This window comes from Xanthomonas sp. NCPPB 2864, from assembly GCF_056675615.1.
On the sequence record NZ_JBWWVS010000001.1, the window covers coordinates 266,152 to 285,943 of the forward strand.

A 19,792-nucleotide genomic window follows, 5' to 3' on the forward strand; every position below is an offset into this window, starting at 1 on the left:
GGTTGCAGCGCAGCCGGCACGTGGATGGCAAAAGCGGGCCTGGCCATGCTCCCTCAACCGCGAAGGGGCGTGGCCAGTACCACTCCTTGGTACAACATCGAGCGGTGCACTGCATGCAACACACCGCTCAAAAAAAAGCGCGCCACCGTGGAGGGTCGGTGGCGCGCCGGTGCTACATCAGAACTTGAAGTTCAGCTGGGCCTGATAACCGCGGCCGTTCTTGTAGAACGCCGTGGGGGTCGAGCGGGTGTTGCTGAACAGCCGGTAGGTGGAATCCAGCAGATTGGTCGCGCCGAAGGTGATGCCCATGTAATCGGTGATCTGATACGAGGCGGTCAGATCCAGCTGCTTGTAGCTGTCTGCGAAGTCCTGCGAGGCCAGGCGGCCGATCTGGGTGAAGTACTTGGAACGGAAGCTGTAGTTCACACGCACCATCCAGTCGCCATGCTCCCAGTACGGGATGATGTTGTAGGTATCGCGCGACAGGTACGGCAGGTTCAGGCCCGAGCTCGAATCGGATTCGGCAAAGGTGTAGTTGGCCTGCACACCGAAGCCCAGACCCAGCGACTGCTGGTAGTTCACCGACACGCCCTTGACCTTGGCGTCGGAGACGTTGATCGGCGAGGTCACCGTGTAGATGCCGGAGTTGCCGCTGATCGGATCGGTCAGCTGCTGCTGGCTGGTGGTGTTGACGATGTAGGAGCTGATGTCGCGATAGAACACTTCACCGGACAGCATGCTGGACGGCGCGAAATACCACTCCGCAGCAAGGTCGTAGTTGGTGGACTCGTACGGCTTCAGGTCCGGGTTGCCGCCACCGGCGGTCAGGTTGCCGTTCGCACTGTTGATGCTGAACGTGCCGGCCAGATCGCCATAGCGTGGACGTGCGATCACCTTGGCAGCCGAGAAACGCAGCACGGCGTCGTCGGTGATGTCGTAGGCGATGTTGAAGCTCGGCAGCGCCTTGCGGTAGTCGTTGGTCTCGGCCACGCGCGAGTAGTTGGTGCCGCCATCGGCGGTCTGCCAGTACAGCGACTTGTCGGTGGTGTCGACCAAGCGCACGCCGACGTTACCACGCCACTTGCCGGTCTCGTAATTCAACTGGGTGTAGAAGTTCTGCGTGATCTCCTTCACCTCGAACGAGGAACCGTAATCGGGACGGTACGCACCCTGCGGCTGCGACAGCAGATAGTTGCGGATCGAGTTCAGGCTGGCGGTCGGCCAGGTGGTCAGGTCGCCACTTGCGCCCAGGCCGTCGTACAGACCGCTCGGGGTGGTGCCCGGGTTGAACTGGGTCAGCGAGATCGCATCGGTGGTATTGATGCGATTGCCGCGTGCGTCCACGCCGTTGTTGTGGTTGATGTACTTGTAGCCGAACAGCAGTTTGGTGAACGGGCCCAGCTCCAGATCGCGGGCCGCATCCCACTGGAAGTATTTCTCTTCGTCGGTGCTCTTCTGATAGAAGATGCCGCCGGCCTGCATCGCGCTGGAGTCCTGCGAACCGGCGGGCAGGCCGGCCGGCGAACCGGGCAGCGTCCAGTTCGAAGCGCCGCCGTTGTCGTAGTTCACCGCGGTGTTCTGACCATCGAAGGCGTAGTTGTAGCCGCCGTCGGTCATCAGGAACTTCATCAGGTACTCGGGGTTCTTGCCGCCGGTGGCCTTGGTGTCGCCGACCTGGGTGGTAAACACCCACTTCTCGCCCGACCAGTCGTGACGCAGGTTCAGGCTCTTGGTGGTGACGGTGCTCTCGCGGTAGTTCGCGTCCAGCTGAGCGTACGGCTGCCCCGCGGCGCCATCGCCGAAGGTCGCCGAGGTGACCACGCCGTTCTGCACATTGGCGCTGGTGACCTTCTGCAGGTCGTTGTTGCACGCCGGGCAGACGTAACGCGATTCGCTGAAGTTGTTGTACTTGCCCTTGATGTACAGGCCGGTCAGGTTGAATTCGTTCTGCTCGTTCGGCTTCCACTGCAACGCGCCCTGCACGCCGCTGCGTTCGCGGGTCTGCTGGAAGAATGCGCTGTTGATGCCGGCCGGTACACGGGCGGTGGCGACATCGCTGCCGTCGCCGGTGATGGTGGCGCTGGCGGGAATGTTGGCGCCGGTGGTGTAGCCGAAGTATTCGATACCGGCGCGTGCCAGGTCCTGCTTGTCATGCGTGGCGGAGATCAACGCACCGAAGGTTTCGTCGTCGTTCTTCCAGCTCCACAGCGCCGAGCCGCGCGGATTGCCTTCTTCCGAACGGTCGTTGTAGTTGTAGCCGACCGAGCCGCGGATGGTGTTCTTGGGCAGGTCCAGCGGCTTGCGGGTGTGCACGATCACGGTACCGCCGATCGAGCCTTCGTCGATGCGCGCTTCCGGGGTCTTGTACACCTCCATCAGACCGATGATTTCCGGCGACAGCAGGGTGTAGTTGAAGGTACGGCCGCTGGTGTCGGTCGGGTTGCCGCCCCAATCGCCCGAGGCGATGGTCTGGCCGTTGAGCAGCACGCGGTTCAAGGCCGGGTCGGTGCCGTTGATGCTGACCTTTTCGCCTTCGCCGAACTGGCGGTCGACGCTGATGCCCGGCAGGTGCGACAGCGATTCGGCGGCATTGATGTCCGGGAACTTGCCGATGTCTTCGGCGCTGATCGCATCGACGATCGAGTTGGCCGAGCGCTTGACTGACTGGCTCTTCTCCAGCGATGCGCGATAACCGGTGACGGTGATGGTATCCAGCTCGGTGGTCGCCGACGGCGTGGCGGCAGGAGCCTGTTGTTCTTGTCCGGCAGCCATTGCAGAGCCGGAGCAGTACAGAGCGGCGGTAATACAGAGTGCTAACGTCGTGGTGCGGCTGTGCATGGCTAAACCTCGTTGGTTAGTGCTGTGAGCGCGCCGCCTCTGGAAGGCGTCACGCGCTCGGCGTGGCCGGCAAAACAACACGCCCTGACCGATCGCGGTGATCGCACTGGCACGCGTCGCTAGAGGCGGGCCCGGGTGATTCGCGTGGTAGAGGAGGTGTCCCCCGTGTGGTGAAGCGGTAGAGCGAATGCGACTTCAGCGAGTCGAACATCGGGTGATGTCCCGCTCACGAATCTGGAATGCACCGGCGAGGGAGTAGCCCGTTCCTGAGTACCGAACAGTCCATGGCCCCTCCTGCCAGAACCCCGATTTGGATCGAGTCTCGCGTAGCGTTGACAGCGTTGTCAACACATCGTCACAGATCTCTGAAGCGGCTGCGATTGCGCTGCAATGCAGCATTTCTCCGCGATGCCATGCACTGCGCCGATACCGTTGCGCAATGCGCCGTCGGCGGCTCACGGTTTTGATCAGCTGTTTCTATGGGGAATGGCGCTTGTGCAAATGGCGGGTGCCGTTTTGTGCTGAAATCGCTGTCGCAAACGTGGAATTTGAGTGAATGATGAAATTGGCGGCATCCTGTTTAAATCGTGATCGCCACGGTTGCGTTACAGGGCGATTACTGACAACGTTGTCTATCCCGTTACCGTTCGTCGGACAATGGGCATGACGCCAGCCCGCGGCCACTTATCAGGAGAATGCGTGAGCGCAAGCAGTCCAATGGAAGCGGTGGCCTTTCCGCGCCCCGACACCTTCGTTGCCGCAGACGTGGGGGGGACGCATGTGCGTCTGGCGCTGGTGTGCGAAAGCCCCGATCCACGCCAACCGGTCACGGTGCTGGACTACCGCAAGTACCGGTGTGCCGACTACCCGGGCCTGGCCGAGATCATGGCCGCGTTCTTTGCGGAGCTGGGCTGCGCGCCGGTGCAGCGTGGTGTCATCGCCAGTGCCGGGTATGCGCTGGAAGACGGCAGCGTGATCACCGCCAACTTGCCGTGGGTGCTGGCGCCGGAGCAGATCCGCCGCCAGCTCGGCATGCAGGCATTGCATCTGGTCAACGATTTCGAAGCGGTGGCGCATGCGGCCAATTACATGGTCGGCAATCAGGTCCTGCAGTTGTCCGGCCCGCCGCAGGGTGCGCCGGGTCCGGCGCTGATCCTGGGCCCGGGCACCGGCCTGGGCGCGGCGTTGTGGATTCCAAACGGCGCCACCCCGGTGGTGTTGCCGACCGAGGCCGGCCACGCCGCGCTTGCTGCCGCCAGCGATCTGGAAGTGGCCTTGCTGCAGGAGCTACGCCGCACCCGCACGCATGTGGCCACCGAGCACCTGCTCTCCGGCCCGGGCCTGTTGAATCTCTACACCGCACTGGCCGCGCTGCGTGGCGTGCCGGCGCTGCATGCCAGCCCGGCCGATGTCACTGCCGCCGCACTGGCTGGCGAGGACGTGCTGGCGCGCGATGCGCTACAGGCGTTCTGCGGCTTCATGGGGAGCGTGGTCGGCGACATGATGCTGCTCTATGGCGTGCGCAGCGGTGTCTATCTGGCGGGTGGATTCCTGCCGCAGATCGCCGCATTCGTGGCCGCAAGCGATTTCGTCGCACGTCTGCTCGACAAGGGCGCATTGCGTCCGGCGCTGGAGCAGGTGCCGGTCAGCATCGTCGAGCACGGCCAGCTCGGTGTGATCGGCGCGGCCAGCTGGTTCCTGCAGCACGGCCGCTGAGCGCCCGCGCATCGCCAGGTGCAGCAGTCTGGCTGCACCAAACCGATCAACTCCACATCCCGTAGGAGCGCATCCGGGCGCGACGAGGCATTCCCGATAACGCCCGGTCGCGCCCAGGTGCGCTCCTACGAGCCGGCGCGGGTTTAGGGCCGGGACGCAGTGGACGGAGCCATCGACATGCAGCGGACGACGCAACGTCGGGCAACTCCACATCCCCCGTAGGAGCGCACCCGGGCGCGACGAGGCATTCCTGATAACGCCAGGTCGCGCCCAGGTGCGCTCCTACGAGCCAGCCGGGCTGTCGGGCCGGGACGCAGTGGACCGGGCAGTCAACATGCAGCGGACGACGCAACGCCGATCAACTCCACATCCCCGTAGGAGCGCACCCGGGCGCGACGAGGCATTCCTGATAACGCCCGGTCGCGCCCAGGTGCGCTCCTACGAGTCGGCGCGGGTTTAGGGCCGGGACGCAGTGGACGGAGCCATCGACATGCAGCGGACGACGCAACGCCGGTCAACTCCACATTCCCGTAGGAGCGCACCCGGGCGCGACGAGGCATTCTCGATAACGCCCGGTCGCGCCCAGGTGCGCTCCTACGATGGCGTGGCGCTATAGGTCACCGAACCGCGACTGCAGCGCCGCAATTGCCGCCAGGCCCGCAGTTTCGGTACGCAGAATGCGTGGCCCCAGTTGCAGGCCGCTGAAACCCGTATCGGCGAGGGTGGTGCGATCGCGCGGCGACCAGCCGCCTTCCGGGCCGATCGCCACGATCACATGCGGTTGCGCACCCAGCGCCAGGCTACCCAGACGATGCGCGCCGTGCGGGTCCAGTGTCAGCCGTAACGCCTGCGGGTCGCTGGCCTGCGCCGCATCCTGCAGGCCGTGCGGCGCAGCGACCGTGGGAATGCGCGCACGCCCGGACTGCTCGCAGGCCGACACCACCACGCTACGCCAATGCGCCAGGCGTTTTTCCATGCGCGCCGCATCCAGCTTGACCTCGGTGCGCTCGGCGTTGACCGGCACGACCGCCGTCACCCCCAGCTCGGTGGCCTTCTGCAGGATCAGATCCATCTTCTCGCCGCGCGCAATGCCCTGGATCAGGGTGATCGACAACGGCGACTCGTTGCGCAGCGGCTCGGCACGTTCCACCAGTGCGCGCGCCTCGCGTTTGCCGGCCAGGGTGATGCGCGCGTGGTAGTCGCTGCCGTCGCCGTTGAACAGCACGCAGGCATCGCCCTCGCGCAGTCGCAGCACACGCAGCAGGTGATTGGCCGACTCTTCCGGCAGCGTCACCTCCTGGTCGCAGTGCAGCGGCAGTGCGACATGGGAGCGGGTCAGGCGCATGCAACGGCCTCCTCGATGGCGTGGCGGGTGGTCGCAGCCAGCAGCGCAAGTTGCGCGTCGTCCACGCAGTACGGCGGCATCCAGTACAGCACGTCGCCGAGCGGGCGCAGCACCACGCCCTTGTCGAGTGCGGCGCGATAGGCCTTCAGGCCCACCCGCGCCGCAGACGGAAACGGCGTGCGCTTGTCGCCGCCCTGCGTGAGTTCGAACGCCACGATCATGCCGGCCTGGCGCACGTCGGCCACCGCGGGGTGTTCGCCGATCTGCGCAGCCAGCGTGGTCATGTGCGCGGAGGTGCGCTGGTTGCGCGCAATCACATCGTCGTCTGCAAAGATCTGCAGGGTTGCCAGCGCGGCGGCGCATGCCAGCGGATTGCCGGTGTAGCTATGCGAATGCAGGAACGCACGTTCGCGCGAGTCGTCCAGGAACGCGTCGTACAACTGCTGGGTGGCCAGCACCGCCGACAGCGGCAGGAATCCGCCGGTCAGCCCCTTGGACAGGCACAACAGGTCGGGCATGATCCCGGCCTGTTCGCAGGCGAACAGGCTGCCGGTGCGGCCGAAGCCGGTGGCGATCTCGTCGGCGATCAGGAACGCGCCATGCGCGTCGCACAGTTCGCGTGCGCGGCGCAGATAGGCCGGGTGATACATGCGCATGCCGCCTGCGCATTGCACGCGCGGCTCCAGGATCAGCGCGCAGATTTCGTCGGGCGATTGTTCGAACACCGCCTGCAGCGCATCGGCCGCCTGCAATGCGTAGTCTTCCGCGCTCTGTCCGGGCTCGGCCAGGTAGGCGTCGGGCGAGGGCGCAAAGATCGACTCCAGCAGCAACGGCGCATACACGCGCCGATACAGCGGGATGTCGCCGACCGACAGCGCGCCGATGGTCTCGCCGTGGTAGCCGTTTTCCAGCGCGACGAAACGCGTGCGGCGGTGCTCGCCGCGGTTATGGAAATAGTGGAAGGCCATCTTCAAGGCCACTTCCACGCCGGCCGAGCCATTGTCGGCATAGAACACCTTGGACAACGGCGCGCGGCCGGCCTGGCGCGGCGCGATCGCCAACAGGCGCTCGGCCAGCTGCACGGCGGGCGCATGAGTGAAGCCGGCCAGCATCACCTGCTCCAGTTCGCCAGCCTGGCGCGCGATGGCCGCGCCGATGCGCGGTTCGCTATGGCCGAACAGGTTGGTCCACCAACTGCTGACCGCGTCCAGGTAGTGGCGACCGTCGTGGCCGATCAGCCACGCACCATCGCCACGCGCAATCGGCACCAGCGGAAGTGTGTGCGGGTGCTCGCGCATCTGCGTGCAGGGGTGCCACAGCACGGCAAGATCGCGTTGCCGCCAATGTTCGTCAGCTTGGGAGGCTGCCGGGTCTGCTAGGATTTCGGGCTCATGAACATGTCGATGCATACGCCTATTCTATCGGTCGGCTCCGCCGCTGCGTGCGACGCATGAGTCCGCGCCTGCCAACCATCCACAAGATCACCGATCTGGGTGACGGGCCGTTCCGTCGCCAGCAGCTGGATCTGGAATTTTCCAATGGCGAGCGTCGCCTTTACGAGCGCCAGCTCAGCCAGGGCCATGGCGCGGTGGTGGTGGTGCCGATGCTCGACGCGCAGACCGTGCTGCTGGTGCGCGAGTATGCCGCCGGCGTGCATCGCTACGAGCTGGGTCTGGTCAAGGGCCGCATCGATGCCGGCGAAACGCCGGAGCAGGCCGCCGACCGCGAGCTCAAGGAAGAAGCCGGTTACGGCGCGCGCCAGGTACAGGTGCTGCGTGCGATGACGCTCGCTCCTACTTATATGAGTCACCAATCCTGGTTGGTGCTGGCACGCGACCTCTATCCCGAGCGCCTGGTGGGCGACGAGCCGGAAGAGATGGAGGTGGTGCCCTGGCCGATCGCCCGTCTGGACGAATTGATGCTGCGCGAAGATTTTTCCGAAGGCCGCTCGCTGGCCGCCTTGTTCATTGCGCGCGAGTGGCTGGAGCGCAACCCATGATCCGCATCCCGATGGAACTGCGCGAAACCGTGATCGCCATCGCCCGCGAGGCGGGGGCGGCGATCATGGATGTCTATGCGCAGGATTTCGCGGTGCAGATCAAGGACGACGCCAGCCCGCTGACCCAGGCCGACCTTGCCGCCAACCGTGTCATCGTCGAAGGCTTGCGCCGGGTCACCCCGGACGTGCCGGTGCTGTCGGAAGAATCCGCGCACGTGGCCTGGGAAGACCGCCAGTTCTGGACCAGCTACTGGCTGGTCGACCCGCTCGACGGCACCCGCGAGTTCGTCAAGCGCAACGGCGAGTTCAGCGTCAACATCGCCCTGATCCATATGGGCGCACCGGTGCTCGGCGTGGTGCAGGCGCCGGTCGATGGCCGGGTCTGGTACGCCGCACGGGGCGAGAACGCCTACCGCCGCGATGGCGACCGCGACGAGATGCTGCACACGCGCACGCCGGCGGCCACGCCGCTGCGGGTCGCCGCCAGTCGCTCGCATCGCGATGCGCGCACCGCCGCCGCGCTGGAGCGCATGGGCGAGATCGATGTGGTCGCGCAAGGCTCGTCGTTGAAGTTCTGCCGCATCGCCGAAGGCGACCTGGACGTGTATCCGCGCTTCGGCCCCACCTCCGAGTGGGACACCGCAGCCGGCCAGTGCGTGCTGCACGCCGCCGGCGGCGTGCTGCTGGCCGGCGGCACCGGCAAACCGTTCCGTTACAACCGCCGCGACACCTTGCTCAATGGCGACTTCATCGCGCTGGGCGATCCCAATCTGCCGTGGCGCAGCTGGCTGGTGTGAGCACGGCCGACCGCCGCTTGCGCGCTCGCCGGTTGGATCCGGCAGTTGCGCGCACTCCCGATGCAGTCACGTCCAATGCGGTCCCTGTCCATCGCCTGCCGCCAGGTGACCCGGCACGTGCCCGCGGCATCGCCCAGGCACGCCACTCCACTGCACCACACCTGCCAGGAATACCCCATGTCTCAGTCCCCGCCGACCGGCGACCTCCAGCGCCTGCTGCAGCTGATGGCGCGCCTGCGCGATCGTGAGCACGGCTGTCCGTGGGATGTGGAGCAGACCTTCGCCAGCATCGCGCCGTACACCATCGAAGAAGCCTACGAAGTTGCCGACGCCATCGATCGCAACGACCTGCCGGCTCTGCGCGACGAGCTGGGCGACCTTCTCCTGCAGGTGGTCTTCCATGCGCAGATGGCCTCCGAGCAGGGCGCGTTCGGATTCGCCGACGTGGTCGCCACGCTCAGCGACAAGCTGGTGCGTCGCCACCCGCACGTGTTTGCCGAGCAACGTGCCGACGATGCGCAGGCGGTAAGCGCCAACTGGGAGCAGATCAAGCGCGACGAACGTCGCGCGGCCGGCCATCAGGACGACTCCGCACTTGCCGGCATCGCACGCGGCCTGCCGGAATGGCAACGCTCCACCAAGCTGCAGGCGCGTGCGGCGCGGGTCGGCTTCGATTGGCCCGGCCCGGCCCCGGTGCTGGAAAAGCTGCAGGAAGAAATCGAGGAACTGCGCGTGGAGTTCGCGCGTGGCCCGGTCACCGACAACCAGGCGCGGCTGGAAGACGAGCTCGGTGATGTGTTGTTCGTCTGCGCCAACCTGGCGCGTCATGCCAGGGTCGACGTGGGTGCGGCGCTGCGCCATGCCAATCTCAAGTTCGAGCGCCGCTTTCGCGCGATGGAAGCACAGGCACAGGCGGACGGCACCTCCCTGGCTGCGCTGTCGCTGCAGCAACAGGAGGCGCTTTGGCAACAGGTCAAGCGCGGCGAACGCGGCGGTGATCCGCCCGCTCTGGGTCAGGCTGCCGCAACGCCTGTCACTGACGCGCCCGCGGCCGGTGAGCAGGCGCGCGACACTGCGGAGCTGCAGCAGGCCGACGCTGGCAAGCAAGGCGTCGACAAGCCCGGCCACGCATGAATGGCGCACCGACCACGCTGTTGCTGTTCGCGGCCACCGCCGTCGCCGAGCTGGTCGGCTGCTACCTGCCGTATCTGTGGCTGCGCAAGGGCGGCAGCATCTGGTTGCTGCTGCCGACGGCGCTGAGCCTGGCCGTCTTCGTCTGGTTGTTGAGCCTGCATCCCGATGCCAGCGGCCGCGTGTATGCCGCCTATGGCGGGGTCTATATCGCCAGTGCGCTGCTGTGGCTGTGGTGGGTGGACGGGGTGACGCCGACGCGTTGGGATCTGCTGGGCGCAGCCTGCTGCCTGCTCGGCATGGCGATCATCATGTTTTCGCCGCGCGGCGCCTGAGCGCGCGCTCGCAGCAAAGTCTGCACTTTACAAAGCGCGGTCGCCTGCGCGTTGCGGCGTGCTGCGCAACGCCGACACGCTGCCCGAGGTGGTCAGCCACAGCGCCGCATGCAGGGTCGTGACCGCCGTTGCCGAAGCTAGGGCGCGCAGTGGGGACAGGTGGCGCTAGGGCATACTCAAGCCAAGGATCGACTCGTCATCGCAAGGGGCTGCTCATGTTTCCGACTTCTTTCTTGGCCATCGCCGTTCTGGTCGCCGGCGTCATCGTGTTGTTCAAGACCGTGCGCATGGTGCCGCAGGGCTTTCAGTGGACGGTGGAGCGCTTCGGCCGCTACACCCACACCATGAGTCCGGGTCTGCACTTTCTGGTGCCGGTGGTCTACGGCGTGGGGCGCAAGATCAACATGATGGAGCAGGTGCTCGACGTCCCTAGCCAGGACGTCATCACCAAGGACAACGCGGTGGTGCGCGTGGATGGCGTGGTGTTCTTCCAGGTGCTCGATGCCGCCAAGGCCGCCTATGAGGTCTCCAACCTGGAGATCGCCTCGATCGCGCTGGTGCAGACCAACATCCGCACCGTGATCGGCTCGATGGATCTGGACGAATCGCTGAGCCAGCGCGAGACCATCAATGCGCAGCTGCTCAGCGTGGTCGACCAGGCCACCAATCCCTGGGGCATCAAGGTCACCCGCATCGAGATCCGCGACATCCAGCCGCCGCGCGACCTGATCGACTCGATGGCGCGGCAGATGAAGGCCGAGCGCGAGAAACGCGCGCAGATCCTCGAAGCCGAGGGCTCGCGCCAGTCGGAAATCCTGCGCGCCGAAGGCGAGAAGCAGGCCGCCGTGCTCGAAGCCGAAGGCCGCAAGGAAGCCGCGTTCCGCGACGCCGAGGCGCGCGAGCGTCTGGCCGAGGCCGAAGCCAAGGCCACCCAGATGGTCTCCGATGCGATCGCCAACGGCAGCGTGCAGGCGATCAATTACTTCGTCGCACAGAAGTATGTGGAGGCGTTCAAGGCGCTGGCCACCGCGCCCAACCAGAAGTTCGTGCTGATGCCGATGGAATCCAGCGGCGTCATCGGCTCGATCGCCGGCATTGCCGAGCTGGCCAAGGAAGCGCTGAACAAACCCGACGCGAGCCATGTGCGCGTGCCGCCGATGCCCCCGCGCGTGGGAGGTTGAGCCATGCGTTGGGACGTGGTGGCCTGGGCGGTGCTGGCGTTGCTATTGATTGCTGCCGAGACGCTGGTGCCCGGCGCGTTCCTGCTGTGGATGGGCATTGCCGCCGCAGCGGTGTGCGTGCTGGTGCTCGCGTTGCCGGGCATGTCGCTGCTGCTGCAGATCGTTGCCTTCGTGCTGCTGAGTTTCGTATCGGTGCAGGTGTATCGCAGCTGGTTTCGCGGCAAGGGCCGGCAGAGTGATCGGCCCCTGCTCAACCGACGTGCCGAGCAGTTGATCGGTCGCTGCGTAGTGCTCGACCAGGCGATCCAGGAGGGGCGCGGCCGTGCCAAGGTCGACGACGCGTTCTGGGTGGTCAGCGGCCCGGACCTTCCGGCCGGCGCGCCGGTGCGTATCGTCGGTGTCGATGGCATGACCTTGCAGGTGCAGGCGGCCGGTTGATCGGGCAGGGCACGCGTCGTGCCCATGCAGCGATGCTGCAGCGCGGCGCGATAGGGCGCGGCCAGGTCCAGGTGTCGGCGGCGCGTTGCCGCATCGCCTGCGCCGTTTCCCCAGGCACGGCCGGGCGGCGATAATGGTGCTCTTTCCCTTGGACCGGTGCGCATGACCCAGAAGACCATCCTCAACGACACCCATCGTGCGCTCGGCGCCAAGATGGTCGACTTCGGCGGTTGGGACATGCCGATCCATTACGGCTCGCAGCTGGACGAGCACCACCAGGTGCGTCGCGACGCCGGCATGTTCGATGTCAGCCACATGACCGTGGTCGACCTGCACGGTCCGCGCGTGCGCGAGTTCCTGCGCTACCTGCTGGCCAACTCGGTGGACAAGCTCAAGGTCTCCGGCAAGGCGCTGTACACCTGCATGCTCAACCCGCAGGGCGGGGTGATCGATGATCTGATCGTCTACTTCCTGCGCGAGGACTTCTTCCGCCTGGTGGTCAACGCCGCCACCCGCGAAAAGGACCTGCAGTGGATCGGCGAACAGGCCGCAGCCTTCCAGGTGCGCGTGGAAGAGCGCGGCGACTTTGCGATGATCGCCGTGCAAGGGCCCAACGCGCGCGCCAAGGTGATCGAACTGGTGGATCCGGCCGATACCGTAGCGGCGAGCAAGCTCGGCCGCTTCGCTGCGCTGCAGACGCGTTCGCGTGATGGCGTGGAACTGTTCCTTGCGCGCACCGGCTACACCGGCGAAGACGGTTTCGAAATCGTGTTGCCGCAGGAGGCAGCAGTGGCGTTCTGGAACGCGCTGCTCGCGCAGGGCGTCAAGCCGGCCGGTCTGGGCGCACGCGACACCTTGCGTCTGGAAGCCGGCATGAATCTCTACGGCCAGGACATGGACGACACGGTCAGTCCATACGAGGCCGCGCTGGCCTGGACGATCGCCCTGGACGACGGTCGCGACTTCATCGGTCGCGCCGTGCTCGAGTCGCAAAAGGCGCAGGGCGCACCGCGTCAGCTGATCGGTGTGGTGATGGACGAGAAGGGCGTGCTGCGGCATGGACAGACCGTGCTTAGCGCCAGCGGCGAAGGCGAGATCCTGTCCGGCACCTTCTCGCCCACGCTCGGCAAGGCGATCGCGTTCGCGCGCGTGCCGGCCGGCAGCATCGACGCGCTGCGCGTGGACATCCGTGGCAAGCAGGTGCCGTTGCGCGCGGTGAAGTTTCCGTTCGTCCGCGACGGCCAGGCGCAGCCCGGCGTCCTTGGCGAATGAGTCAGACCTCTGCCGGGCGTGCAAACGTCCGGCAGCGTGCGACATCCATCGCCACCCACCGGCCGATACGCGCGTGCACCTGTGTTGTCGTGCGGTCTAAACTAGCCACCTGTCCCCAACCCAACAGTTTCCCCGGAGCACACCCATGAGCGAGATCCCTGGCGACCTCAAGTTCCTCAAATCCCACGAGTGGGCCCGCGTCGAAAGCAGCGGCCGCGTGACCGTCGGCATCTCCGACCACGCGCAGGGCTTGCTGGGCGACTTGGTCTACGTCGAACTGCCCGGCGTCGGCGACACCGTGCAGGTCGGTACCGGCGCGGCGGTGGTGGAGTCGGTCAAGGCCGCCTCCGACGTCTACAGCCCGGTCAGCGGCACCGTCGTCGAGGTCAACAGCGCACTCAGCGACAAGCCGGAAACCATCAACGAAGATGCCTACGGCGAAGGCTGGATCTTCGTGGTCGAACTCGACGACAAGGAAGAGCTCAACGACCTGCTGTCGCCGGACGACTACGCCGAGCTGCTGGAAGACGACGCGCACTGACCGCGCCTCGCCCGTCGCACACCCGGATGGCCGCTCGTTGGAGCGGCCATTTTTTTGTCTGCGTGGCGATGGCCGCGCGTCGATCCCGCCTGCCGATGGCGTGCGTCCTGCCGATCTGCGCGCGACCGACCGGTGCCGACTCTGGATCGCAGTCGAAGCCTTTGCCGATGTTTGACGACCGTGCACTCGCCAGCGGCATGCGCGCGCGACATCGTCGACTGCGTTGCGACCGTCGCGGTGTCGGATTTCCGACGTGAGCCGGTCGTGAGGAGATGGCGTGCAGCCGGTGAAAAATATTTGCAGTGTCGCCTGCATCCAACCTTGGACACGGTGCGCAACGGATGCCGTTGGCAGTGCACGCGGATGCACGCATGGGTCGAAAAACGCGCAATAAGTTTGCGCATTTTTGCTTGTGCGAGGCCTTGGGCAAGCTTGGTCGATAAAAAATTTTCAGCTGGCGGACAGGCGGCGCGTACCGCGGCGAGCGGGCGTGCGCTGTTGTGCCGCTGCAGTGGATAACAGCGTGCGCGTCTGCATCGCTAAAAAAAAACAGCACAAAAGAAGTGCTTTTTTGAAAACGTCGTTGCGCCGCTGCATGCCAAGGGCAGCGACGCGTGCCATCGCACGGCGTCTTTGGGCACGCTCGACGGGATGCGCCGCGACGAGGCGTTGAAAAAAAAATGCAAAAGAGTGTTGACAGTAAAAAAAAGCGTGATTAGGTTTCGCCCAGCAGACGTTGCTGCGAAAGAGAGTGAGCAGAATCGACATCAAGCCGACACGCTTGTTCCCGATGTCCACCGAAGCGCTATCCACGGTGGAGTTGGGTCCGCTTCTCTCCGAAAAAGCAGCAGTCGCTCCGATCACGCACCCGCGTCGCTGTTCGATGCGGGTGTTTCTGTATCCGTCCCGTCGCGCATTACCTGCGGACGGTTCCCGACGACGGCGTGCCGTTGCGGGGTTTGCTTCAACTGGGCGTTTCACCTCCATAGTTCACTGACGAGGAGCCAATTACATGGCCACTGCAAAAGCTGCGAAAAAGAAACCCACTGCCAAGAAGGCAGTGAAGAAGACTGCCGCCAAGAAGGCAGTCAAGAAGGTCGCCAAAAAGGCAACCGCCAAGAAGGCAGTGAAGAAGACTGCTGCCAAGAAGGCCGTCAAGAAGACTGCAAAGAAGGCAACCGCCAAGAAGGCAGTGAAGAAGACTGCAAAGAAGGCAACCAAGAAGACTGCCGCCAAGAAGGCAGTGAAGAAGACTGCAAAGAAGGCGACCAAGAAGACCGCCGCCAAGAAGGCCGTCAAGAAGACCGCCAAGAAAGCGGTAAAGAAGACCGCCAAGAAGGCAGTTGCCAAGAAGGCGACCAAGAAGTCCGCCACCAAGAAGACTGCCGCCAAGAAGCCTGCTGTGAAGAAGGTCGCCAAGAAGAAGCCGGCCGTTCGCAAGAAGAAGGCCGCTCCGGTCGCGCTGCCCGCAACCCCGGCGCCGCTGATCTGATCCGCACCACCCGATCGCCGTAAACATCGAGCTCCCTCCCCGACGCCCAGCGGGGAGGGAGCTTTTTTATTGGCGGATCCAGCGCATCCTTGATGGGGGAGTCCCGGTCGCACGCAGGCAGCCGAAGCTATCGCCGCTGGATGCGTTGCGCTGTGCGTGACGGGATGTCAGGCCGGGACGTTGTGGCTATCGCCACACTATCGCCGCTTGCCACCCGCCACCCGCTTTCTCCGGTCCAACGCTAGCAGTGGGCTGGGCCGCTGCGCCGCCCGCCCAACTGACCATCGTCTGTCCCGATCGGTCGTGCCGCCATCGATTGGCGTAGCGGTGCGGTGTGTTGGTCGTGCCAAGCGGGAGTAGATGCATTGGGCCGCATCGTGGGCAGCCACGCTCTCGCTTTTCAGTCAGGTCTGGCGCGCTTACTCGACAAGGTGACTCAGACCTGCGCCTGCCATGACCGTCATCGCATGGCCATGGAGCGATGCCCGGCTTCCGGCCACCGATGTCGATATGCTCGACTCGATTCTGCAGGCCGGAAACGACACAGGCGGCCGAAGCCGCCTGTGCGCGAGGTTGCCGCAACGCCAACTCAGCGCGGCGATGCCACCGACTTGCCCGACGAGGCGCCCTTGCCGGCAGGATCGGGGCGCTCGGCCAGCATGTTCTCGCTGCCGAAGTCGCCATCCACATCGATATCCAGCCAACGCTTGGCGGGCAGACCCAGCGCCCGATCCAGAATGGTGGGCAGCATGCCGGAGGGCAGGCCGCTCTCGCCGTTCCACATGATCGCGATGCCGAGATCACGTTCGGGCAGCAGCGCGACCAGGCCGCGATAGCCTTGCACTGCGCCGGCATGGAAGACGACCTGATGGCCGGCGTAGTCGAACACGCGCCAGCCCAGCGCGTAGCTGGCAGCGTCAACACGCTCGTGGCGCCAACCCGAGCGCATCTCCCCTGGCGTGGAGATCAGCGGCGCGTGCAGCGTCGCCAGCAGCGGCGCAGGCAGCACGTCGGTGCGGTGGCCGGTGTGCGCGAGCAGCCACTGCGCCATGTCGCTGGCGCTGGCATTGACGCCGGCAGCGGGGGCCAGACGGTAGTAGGTCGGCTTGGGCGTCAGCGACACCCAGCCATTGCGGCTGCGCACATGCGGGCGCGCCCAGCGCGGGCTGGCCTGGATACCGGCCAGACCCATGCTCGCATCGTTCATGCCCAGCGGCTTGAAGATGCGGCGCTCCACCGACTGCTCGTAGAAGCTGCCGGACGCAGCAAACACCACATCGCCGACCAGGCTGAAAGCCACGTTCTGGTATGCATAGCAATCGCCGGGCGCGCAGCGCAACGGTGCGGCGGCAAGCTTGTGGCTGAGCGAGTAATAGTCGACGTTCGATTCGATATCGTTGTCGTAGGCATTGCGGGTCAGCCCGACGCGGTGGCTCAGCACCTCGGCGACGGTGAGCTGCCGGGTGGCGACGTCATTGCTGAGCTGGAACCCGGGCACGTAGTCCACTACCTTGCTGTCCCAACGCAGCACGCCGTCGTTGACCAGCAACCCGGCCATGGTGCCGGCGAAGGCCTTGGACAGCGATGCCAGACGGAACACGGTATGCGCATCGACCGGCTGCGGGTGATTGACGTCGGTGACACCATAGCCGCGCGCGCTCAGCACCTTGCCGCCCTGCACGATCGCCATCGCCATGCCGGGCAGGCGATTGCCGTAGGTCAACTGGTTGGCCATCGATTCGAACGCGGCCACATCGAACCCGGCCGCCGGGGCCAGCACCTGGCTGGCCGGAAGCGATGCACGGTATTGCAGCGGGGCGGTGGGCGACTGCACGACGGTGGCCGGCTGCAGCGCAGAAGCAGCCGGCGCAGGTGTCTGCGCGGTGGAAGAGAGGGCCAGAGGCAATAACGCCCCGAGCAGCCCGATGGCCAACGGTCGGAACCGTCGGCGCCTGCGCATTTGAGTCATGGTTGTCCCGCCTGTTCCACTGCCTCCGACGATTCTAGCGCCGCGCTTTGCAATAGCACAAACTGCCGGAAGATGAATGGGCATCGTGTTGATCCTATTGATGATTTTAGGTTCATAAATCGAACTGCCAGGACCCTCTGCAACGCAATCGGGAGCCCGTGCGGAGACAGCTGCAAGCGGCGTGCCGTCTCCGCAGGCAATCGATTTAGTCGGTGCCGCCCGCTGCTGCTGGTGATGCAGCGCGGCATCGGCTAACTTGCGCGCTTGTTTCGCGGGTGTTGCCGCTGCCATGTCCCTGCTGTCGCGCTCGTCGATGCGAGCGAGCCTTACCCGATGACCAGCCTGTCTTCGCGGCTCTCTGCGGCTGGCCGTCTGAGCGTGGCATTGCGCAGCTCGCCGCCGCTGGCGTGGTCGTTCCTGTATTTCTTCTGCCTGCTCAGCGGCTACTACGTGCTGCGCCCGGTGCGCGAGGCGATGAGTGCGTCGGCGGATGTGGAAGCGATTTTCCCCACCGGCATGATCGCCTTCTTTGCCACGCACGGCATACCGCTCAAGGATTTCACCCTGCAGGTGCTGTTTACCTGCACCTTCCTGATCATGGTGTTGCTGCAGCCGGTCTACGGCGCGCTGGTCAGTCGCTACCCGCGCCGGGTGTTCCTGCCGGCGGTGTATGGCTTCTTCATCGCGACCCTGTTGCTGTTCTACGTATTGTTCGACAGCGGCGTGCCCGGGCGCGGCCTGGCGTTCTTCCTGTGGGTGACCGTCTTCAACCTATTTGCGGTGGCGGTGTTCTGGAGCTTCATGGCCGACGTCTTCAGCAATGCCGAAGCGCGCAGCTACTACGGTTACATCGGTGCGGCCGGCACGCTGGGCGCGTTTCTCGGGCCGATCCTCACCCGCACGCTGGTCGAGCGCATCGGCATCGCGCATCTGATGTTGGTCTCGGCCGGGTTTCTGACCGTGTGCGTGGTCTGCGTGCTGCGTCTGCGCCTGTGGGCGGTTGCGCGCGAGCAGGAGCGACAGCTGGGCTCCGGCGAGGTGCCGATGGGCGGCGATGTGCTGGGCGGGCTCAAGCTGATCGTGCGCGAGCCGTTGCTGCGCTGGCTGGCCTTCATGGTGCTGTTCGGCGTGGGCGTCGGCACCTTGCTCTACAACGAGCAGGCAGCGTTGGTACGTCGGCTCTACACGGACGCAGCGGCGGCCACCGCCTATTACGCCAGCATCGACCTGGCGATCAACGCGCTTACCCTGGTGTTGCAGCTGCTGGTGACGCGCGCGCTGCTGTCGCGTTTCGGCATCGCACCGGCGCTGCTGATTCCGGGCGTGGCGATCACGCTGGGCTATGCCGTGCTGACGGCCTCGCCGCTGCCGATGATGCTTGCGATCGTGCAGGTGATCACCCGCTCCAGCGAGTTCGCACTGGCCAAGCCGGCGCGCGAGACCTTGTACACGCGGGTGGATCGGGAATGGCGTTACAAGGCCGGCGCTGCGATCGACACCGTGATCTACCGCGGTGGCGATCTCACCTTCGTCTGGGTGCACAAGCTGGTGTCGGCATTCGGCTCCAGCGCGGTGTTCGGCGTCGGTCTGCTGGTGGCATCGGGCATGACCCTTGGCGCGTTCGGCCTGCTGCGCGAGGCGCGCAAACTGCCCGCAGAGCGCGATGCGGAGACTGGCAATCAGGTCTCCGACTAGGAGCGGTCAACAAATGGCCTGGTTGCAGGGCCCTTGCCCGCCCACCCTCGCGGGACACGCCGCAAGTACGTCCTTGTAGGCTCTTACGCGACATCCATGCCGCGTGAGGTCCCGCGAGGGTGAGCGGGCAAGCACCGGTCGAGATGGTCGGTGTGCACCGGCAAGCAGGGCATGACATGCATTAGCGATGCCGCTGTTTGAACTAGCCTCGTTTGCCTTTGGGCGAGCGTGGCGAGCAGATGGACCAGGTGTAGAGCGCTTGATCTGCAACTTGGCTGCAGCACCTGTGCCCGCGCAATAACCATCGCAGGACACGCCGCCGATGTTCGCAATCGCGACGCTCCGATCGTGCATGCAGGTCCTGCACATCTCCCATGTCTCGCCGGCGCGTCGGATTCCGTTGCCTGCTCTGAACAGCAGCGCCGCAATCACCGCTATGCTGGCCGCCACATCCATCACGCCGATCTGCCATGTCCCTGTTCGCCATCGTTGCCGGCCTGTGCGTCGCTCTGCTGCACGTCTACATTCTGGTCTTGGAGATGGCGTTGTGGACGCGGCCGCTGGGCCTGAAGACCTTCCGCAATACTCCCGAGAAGGCACAGGCCACGCGCGTGCTTGCGGCCAATCAGGGCCTGTACAACGGCTTCCTGGCAGCGGGCCTGTTCTGGGGCGCGTTGCAGGCTCGCACCGACGTGCTGGGCTTCTTTCTGGGCTGTGTCGTCGTGGCAGGCTTCTATGGCGCCTACAGCGTCAACCGCCGCATCTTTTTCGTGCAGGCCTTGCCCGCGCTGATTGCGCTGGCGTTGCTGTGGTTGCCGCGCTGAGGCCGTGTGCTCGCTTCCTGTAGGAGCGGGCCTGCCCGCGATGGGGCGTTACCGGTAGAGCTTCATCGCGGGCAAGCCCGCTCCTACTAGGCGGCTCGCTGGAATTGCAGGTGTCGCGAACTGGTCGAAGGTGACAGCGACAGGCAATGCAACTGCGAGATGGTCGGTCTCTACAGTAGCCAATCTCCACAAACGACAACGGCGGGCCGAAGCCCGCCG

Annotated in this window: 17 protein-coding genes; 12 read left to right on the forward strand and 5 right to left on the reverse strand. The window is 65.3% G+C overall.

The annotated features are described in order from the left end of the window. Positions 1-177: 177 nt before the first annotated feature. Positions 178-2,838: a TonB-dependent receptor gene (locus AC1KVE_RS01000; protein WP_184456812.1), complete on the reverse strand. Its 2,661-nt coding sequence runs from the start codon at positions 2,836-2,838 to the stop codon at positions 178-180. A 717-nt stretch (positions 2,839-3,555) separates the two neighbouring features. On the opposite strand from AC1KVE_RS01000, the gene AC1KVE_RS01005 reads away from it, so the two are divergent. After that, complete coding sequence (locus AC1KVE_RS01005; RefSeq protein WP_184456977.1) at positions 3,556-4,554, forward strand: glucokinase family protein; 999 nt, start codon at positions 3,556-3,558, stop codon at positions 4,552-4,554. Positions 4,555-5,164: 610 nt separating this feature from the next. On the opposite strand, the gene AC1KVE_RS01010 is transcribed toward AC1KVE_RS01005, so the two are convergent. Further along, complete coding sequence (locus AC1KVE_RS01010) at positions 5,165-5,899, reverse strand: 16S rRNA (uracil(1498)-N(3))-methyltransferase (RefSeq protein WP_184456814.1); 735 nt, start codon at positions 5,897-5,899, stop codon at positions 5,165-5,167. Beyond that, the gene (gene bioA, locus AC1KVE_RS01015) at positions 5,890-7,308 is read right to left on the reverse strand and encodes an adenosylmethionine--8-amino-7-oxononanoate transaminase (protein WP_184456816.1); all 1,419 of its coding nucleotides are present in this window, start codon (positions 7,306-7,308) and stop codon (positions 5,890-5,892) included. Before bioA ends, AC1KVE_RS01010 begins: the two co-directional genes overlap by 10 nt. 41 nt (positions 7,309-7,349) lie before the next feature. Here bioA and nudE point away from each other — a divergent pair, with 41 nt between their 5' ends. The 8 genes from nudE (at position 7,350) to gcvH (ending at position 13,593) form a co-directional block, all read left to right on the forward strand. Next, a complete protein-coding gene (nudE, locus tag AC1KVE_RS01020) occupies positions 7,350-7,898 on the forward strand; it encodes an ADP compounds hydrolase NudE (RefSeq protein WP_016905001.1) in 549 nt (182 codons plus the stop codon). Next, positions 7,895-8,695, forward strand: coding sequence for a 3'(2'),5'-bisphosphate nucleotidase CysQ (gene cysQ, locus AC1KVE_RS01025; protein WP_024939266.1), 801 nt, complete (start codon positions 7,895-7,897; stop codon positions 8,693-8,695). The genes nudE and cysQ overlap by 4 nt, the downstream gene beginning before the upstream one ends. Positions 8,696-8,872: 177 nt before the next feature. Then, positions 8,873-9,829 (forward strand): nucleoside triphosphate pyrophosphohydrolase, encoded by a 957-nt coding sequence (mazG, locus tag AC1KVE_RS01030; RefSeq protein ID WP_481092012.1) that lies wholly within the window; start codon positions 8,873-8,875, stop codon positions 9,827-9,829. Continuing rightward, entirely contained in the window at positions 9,826-10,161 is a 336-nt protein-coding gene (locus AC1KVE_RS01035; RefSeq protein ID WP_102253671.1) for a YnfA family protein, read from the forward strand. The genes mazG and AC1KVE_RS01035 overlap by 4 nt, the downstream gene beginning before the upstream one ends. A gap of 215 nt (positions 10,162-10,376) precedes the next feature. Next, positions 10,377-11,342 carry an SPFH domain-containing protein gene (locus tag AC1KVE_RS01040; RefSeq protein WP_024939263.1) on the forward strand — a complete coding sequence of 322 codons (966 nt, stop codon included), beginning with the start codon at positions 10,377-10,379 and terminating at the stop codon, positions 11,340-11,342. A 3-nt stretch (positions 11,343-11,345) separates the two neighbouring features. Next, positions 11,346-11,780, forward strand: a complete 435-nt coding sequence (locus AC1KVE_RS01045; RefSeq protein ID WP_104568142.1) for an NfeD family protein — start codon at positions 11,346-11,348, stop codon at positions 11,778-11,780. Positions 11,781-11,942: 162 nt separating this feature from the next. Next, the gene (gcvT, locus tag AC1KVE_RS01050; protein WP_039526065.1) at positions 11,943-13,052 is read left to right on the forward strand and encodes a glycine cleavage system aminomethyltransferase GcvT; all 1,110 of its coding nucleotides are present in this window, start codon (positions 11,943-11,945) and stop codon (positions 13,050-13,052) included. A gap of 145 nt (positions 13,053-13,197) precedes the next feature. Next, complete coding sequence (gene gcvH, locus AC1KVE_RS01055) at positions 13,198-13,593, forward strand: glycine cleavage system protein GcvH (RefSeq protein WP_024939260.1); 396 nt, start codon at positions 13,198-13,200, stop codon at positions 13,591-13,593. 450 nt (positions 13,594-14,043) lie between these two features. On the opposite strand, the gene AC1KVE_RS01060 is transcribed toward gcvH, so the two are convergent. Continuing rightward, positions 14,044-14,391 carry a hypothetical protein gene (locus AC1KVE_RS01060; RefSeq protein ID WP_481092011.1) on the reverse strand — a complete coding sequence of 116 codons (348 nt, stop codon included), beginning with the start codon at positions 14,389-14,391 and terminating at the stop codon, positions 14,044-14,046. A 214-nt stretch (positions 14,392-14,605) separates the two neighbouring features. On the opposite strand from AC1KVE_RS01060, the gene AC1KVE_RS01065 reads away from it, so the two are divergent. Continuing rightward, on the forward strand, positions 14,606-15,085 hold the full coding sequence (locus AC1KVE_RS01065) for a hypothetical protein (RefSeq protein ID WP_039519650.1): 480 nt from the start codon (positions 14,606-14,608) through the stop codon (positions 15,083-15,085). Positions 15,086-15,674: 589 nt separating this feature from the next. Here AC1KVE_RS01065 and AC1KVE_RS01070 read toward each other — a convergent pair. After that, a complete protein-coding gene (locus AC1KVE_RS01070) occupies positions 15,675-17,054 on the reverse strand; it encodes a serine hydrolase domain-containing protein (protein WP_039813429.1) in 1,380 nt (459 codons plus the stop codon). Between the two features lie 333 nt (positions 17,055-17,387). Between AC1KVE_RS01070 and AC1KVE_RS01075 the strand changes: the two genes are divergently transcribed. Next, complete coding sequence (locus tag AC1KVE_RS01075; RefSeq protein WP_054590986.1) at positions 17,388-18,749, forward strand: NTP/NDP exchange transporter; 1,362 nt, start codon at positions 17,388-17,390, stop codon at positions 18,747-18,749. Positions 18,750-19,219: 470 nt separating this feature from the next. Beyond that, entirely contained in the window at positions 19,220-19,573 is a 354-nt protein-coding gene (locus AC1KVE_RS01080; protein ID WP_024939255.1) for a DUF1304 domain-containing protein, read from the forward strand. Positions 19,574-19,792 lie beyond the last annotated feature (219 nt).

What these genes read in the sequence shown, in the direction of transcription:
- AC1KVE_RS01070 (WP_039813429.1), bottom strand. Translation starts at nt 17,054, where the DNA reads ATGACTCAAATGCGCAGGCGCCGACGGTTCCGACCGTTGGCCATCGGG.
- AC1KVE_RS01065 (WP_039519650.1), top strand. Translation starts at nt 14,606, where the DNA reads ATGGCCACTGCAAAAGCTGCGAAAAAGAAACCCACTGCCAAGAAGGCA.
- gcvT (WP_039526065.1), top strand. Translation starts at nt 11,943, where the DNA reads ATGACCCAGAAGACCATCCTCAACGACACCCATCGTGCGCTCGGCGCC.
- AC1KVE_RS01035 (WP_102253671.1), top strand. Translation starts at nt 9,826, where the DNA reads ATGAATGGCGCACCGACCACGCTGTTGCTGTTCGCGGCCACCGCCGTC.
- AC1KVE_RS01000 (WP_184456812.1), bottom strand. Translation starts at nt 2,838, where the DNA reads ATGCACAGCCGCACCACGACGTTAGCACTCTGTATTACCGCCGCTCTG.
- cysQ (WP_024939266.1), top strand. Translation starts at nt 7,895, where the DNA reads ATGATCCGCATCCCGATGGAACTGCGCGAAACCGTGATCGCCATCGCC.
- gcvH (WP_024939260.1), top strand. Translation starts at nt 13,198, where the DNA reads ATGAGCGAGATCCCTGGCGACCTCAAGTTCCTCAAATCCCACGAGTGG.
- AC1KVE_RS01040 (WP_024939263.1), top strand. Translation starts at nt 10,377, where the DNA reads ATGTTTCCGACTTCTTTCTTGGCCATCGCCGTTCTGGTCGCCGGCGTC.
- nudE (WP_016905001.1), top strand. Translation starts at nt 7,350, where the DNA reads ATGAGTCCGCGCCTGCCAACCATCCACAAGATCACCGATCTGGGTGAC.
- bioA (WP_184456816.1), bottom strand. Translation starts at nt 7,308, where the DNA reads ATGCATCGACATGTTCATGAGCCCGAAATCCTAGCAGACCCGGCAGCC.
- AC1KVE_RS01010 (WP_184456814.1), bottom strand. Translation starts at nt 5,899, where the DNA reads ATGCGCCTGACCCGCTCCCATGTCGCACTGCCGCTGCACTGCGACCAG.
- AC1KVE_RS01080 (WP_024939255.1), top strand. Translation starts at nt 19,220, where the DNA reads ATGTCCCTGTTCGCCATCGTTGCCGGCCTGTGCGTCGCTCTGCTGCAC.
- AC1KVE_RS01005 (WP_184456977.1), top strand. Translation starts at nt 3,556, where the DNA reads ATGGAAGCGGTGGCCTTTCCGCGCCCCGACACCTTCGTTGCCGCAGAC.
- AC1KVE_RS01075 (WP_054590986.1), top strand. Translation starts at nt 17,388, where the DNA reads ATGACCAGCCTGTCTTCGCGGCTCTCTGCGGCTGGCCGTCTGAGCGTG.
- mazG (WP_481092012.1), top strand. Translation starts at nt 8,873, where the DNA reads ATGTCTCAGTCCCCGCCGACCGGCGACCTCCAGCGCCTGCTGCAGCTG.
- AC1KVE_RS01045 (WP_104568142.1), top strand. Translation starts at nt 11,346, where the DNA reads ATGCGTTGGGACGTGGTGGCCTGGGCGGTGCTGGCGTTGCTATTGATT.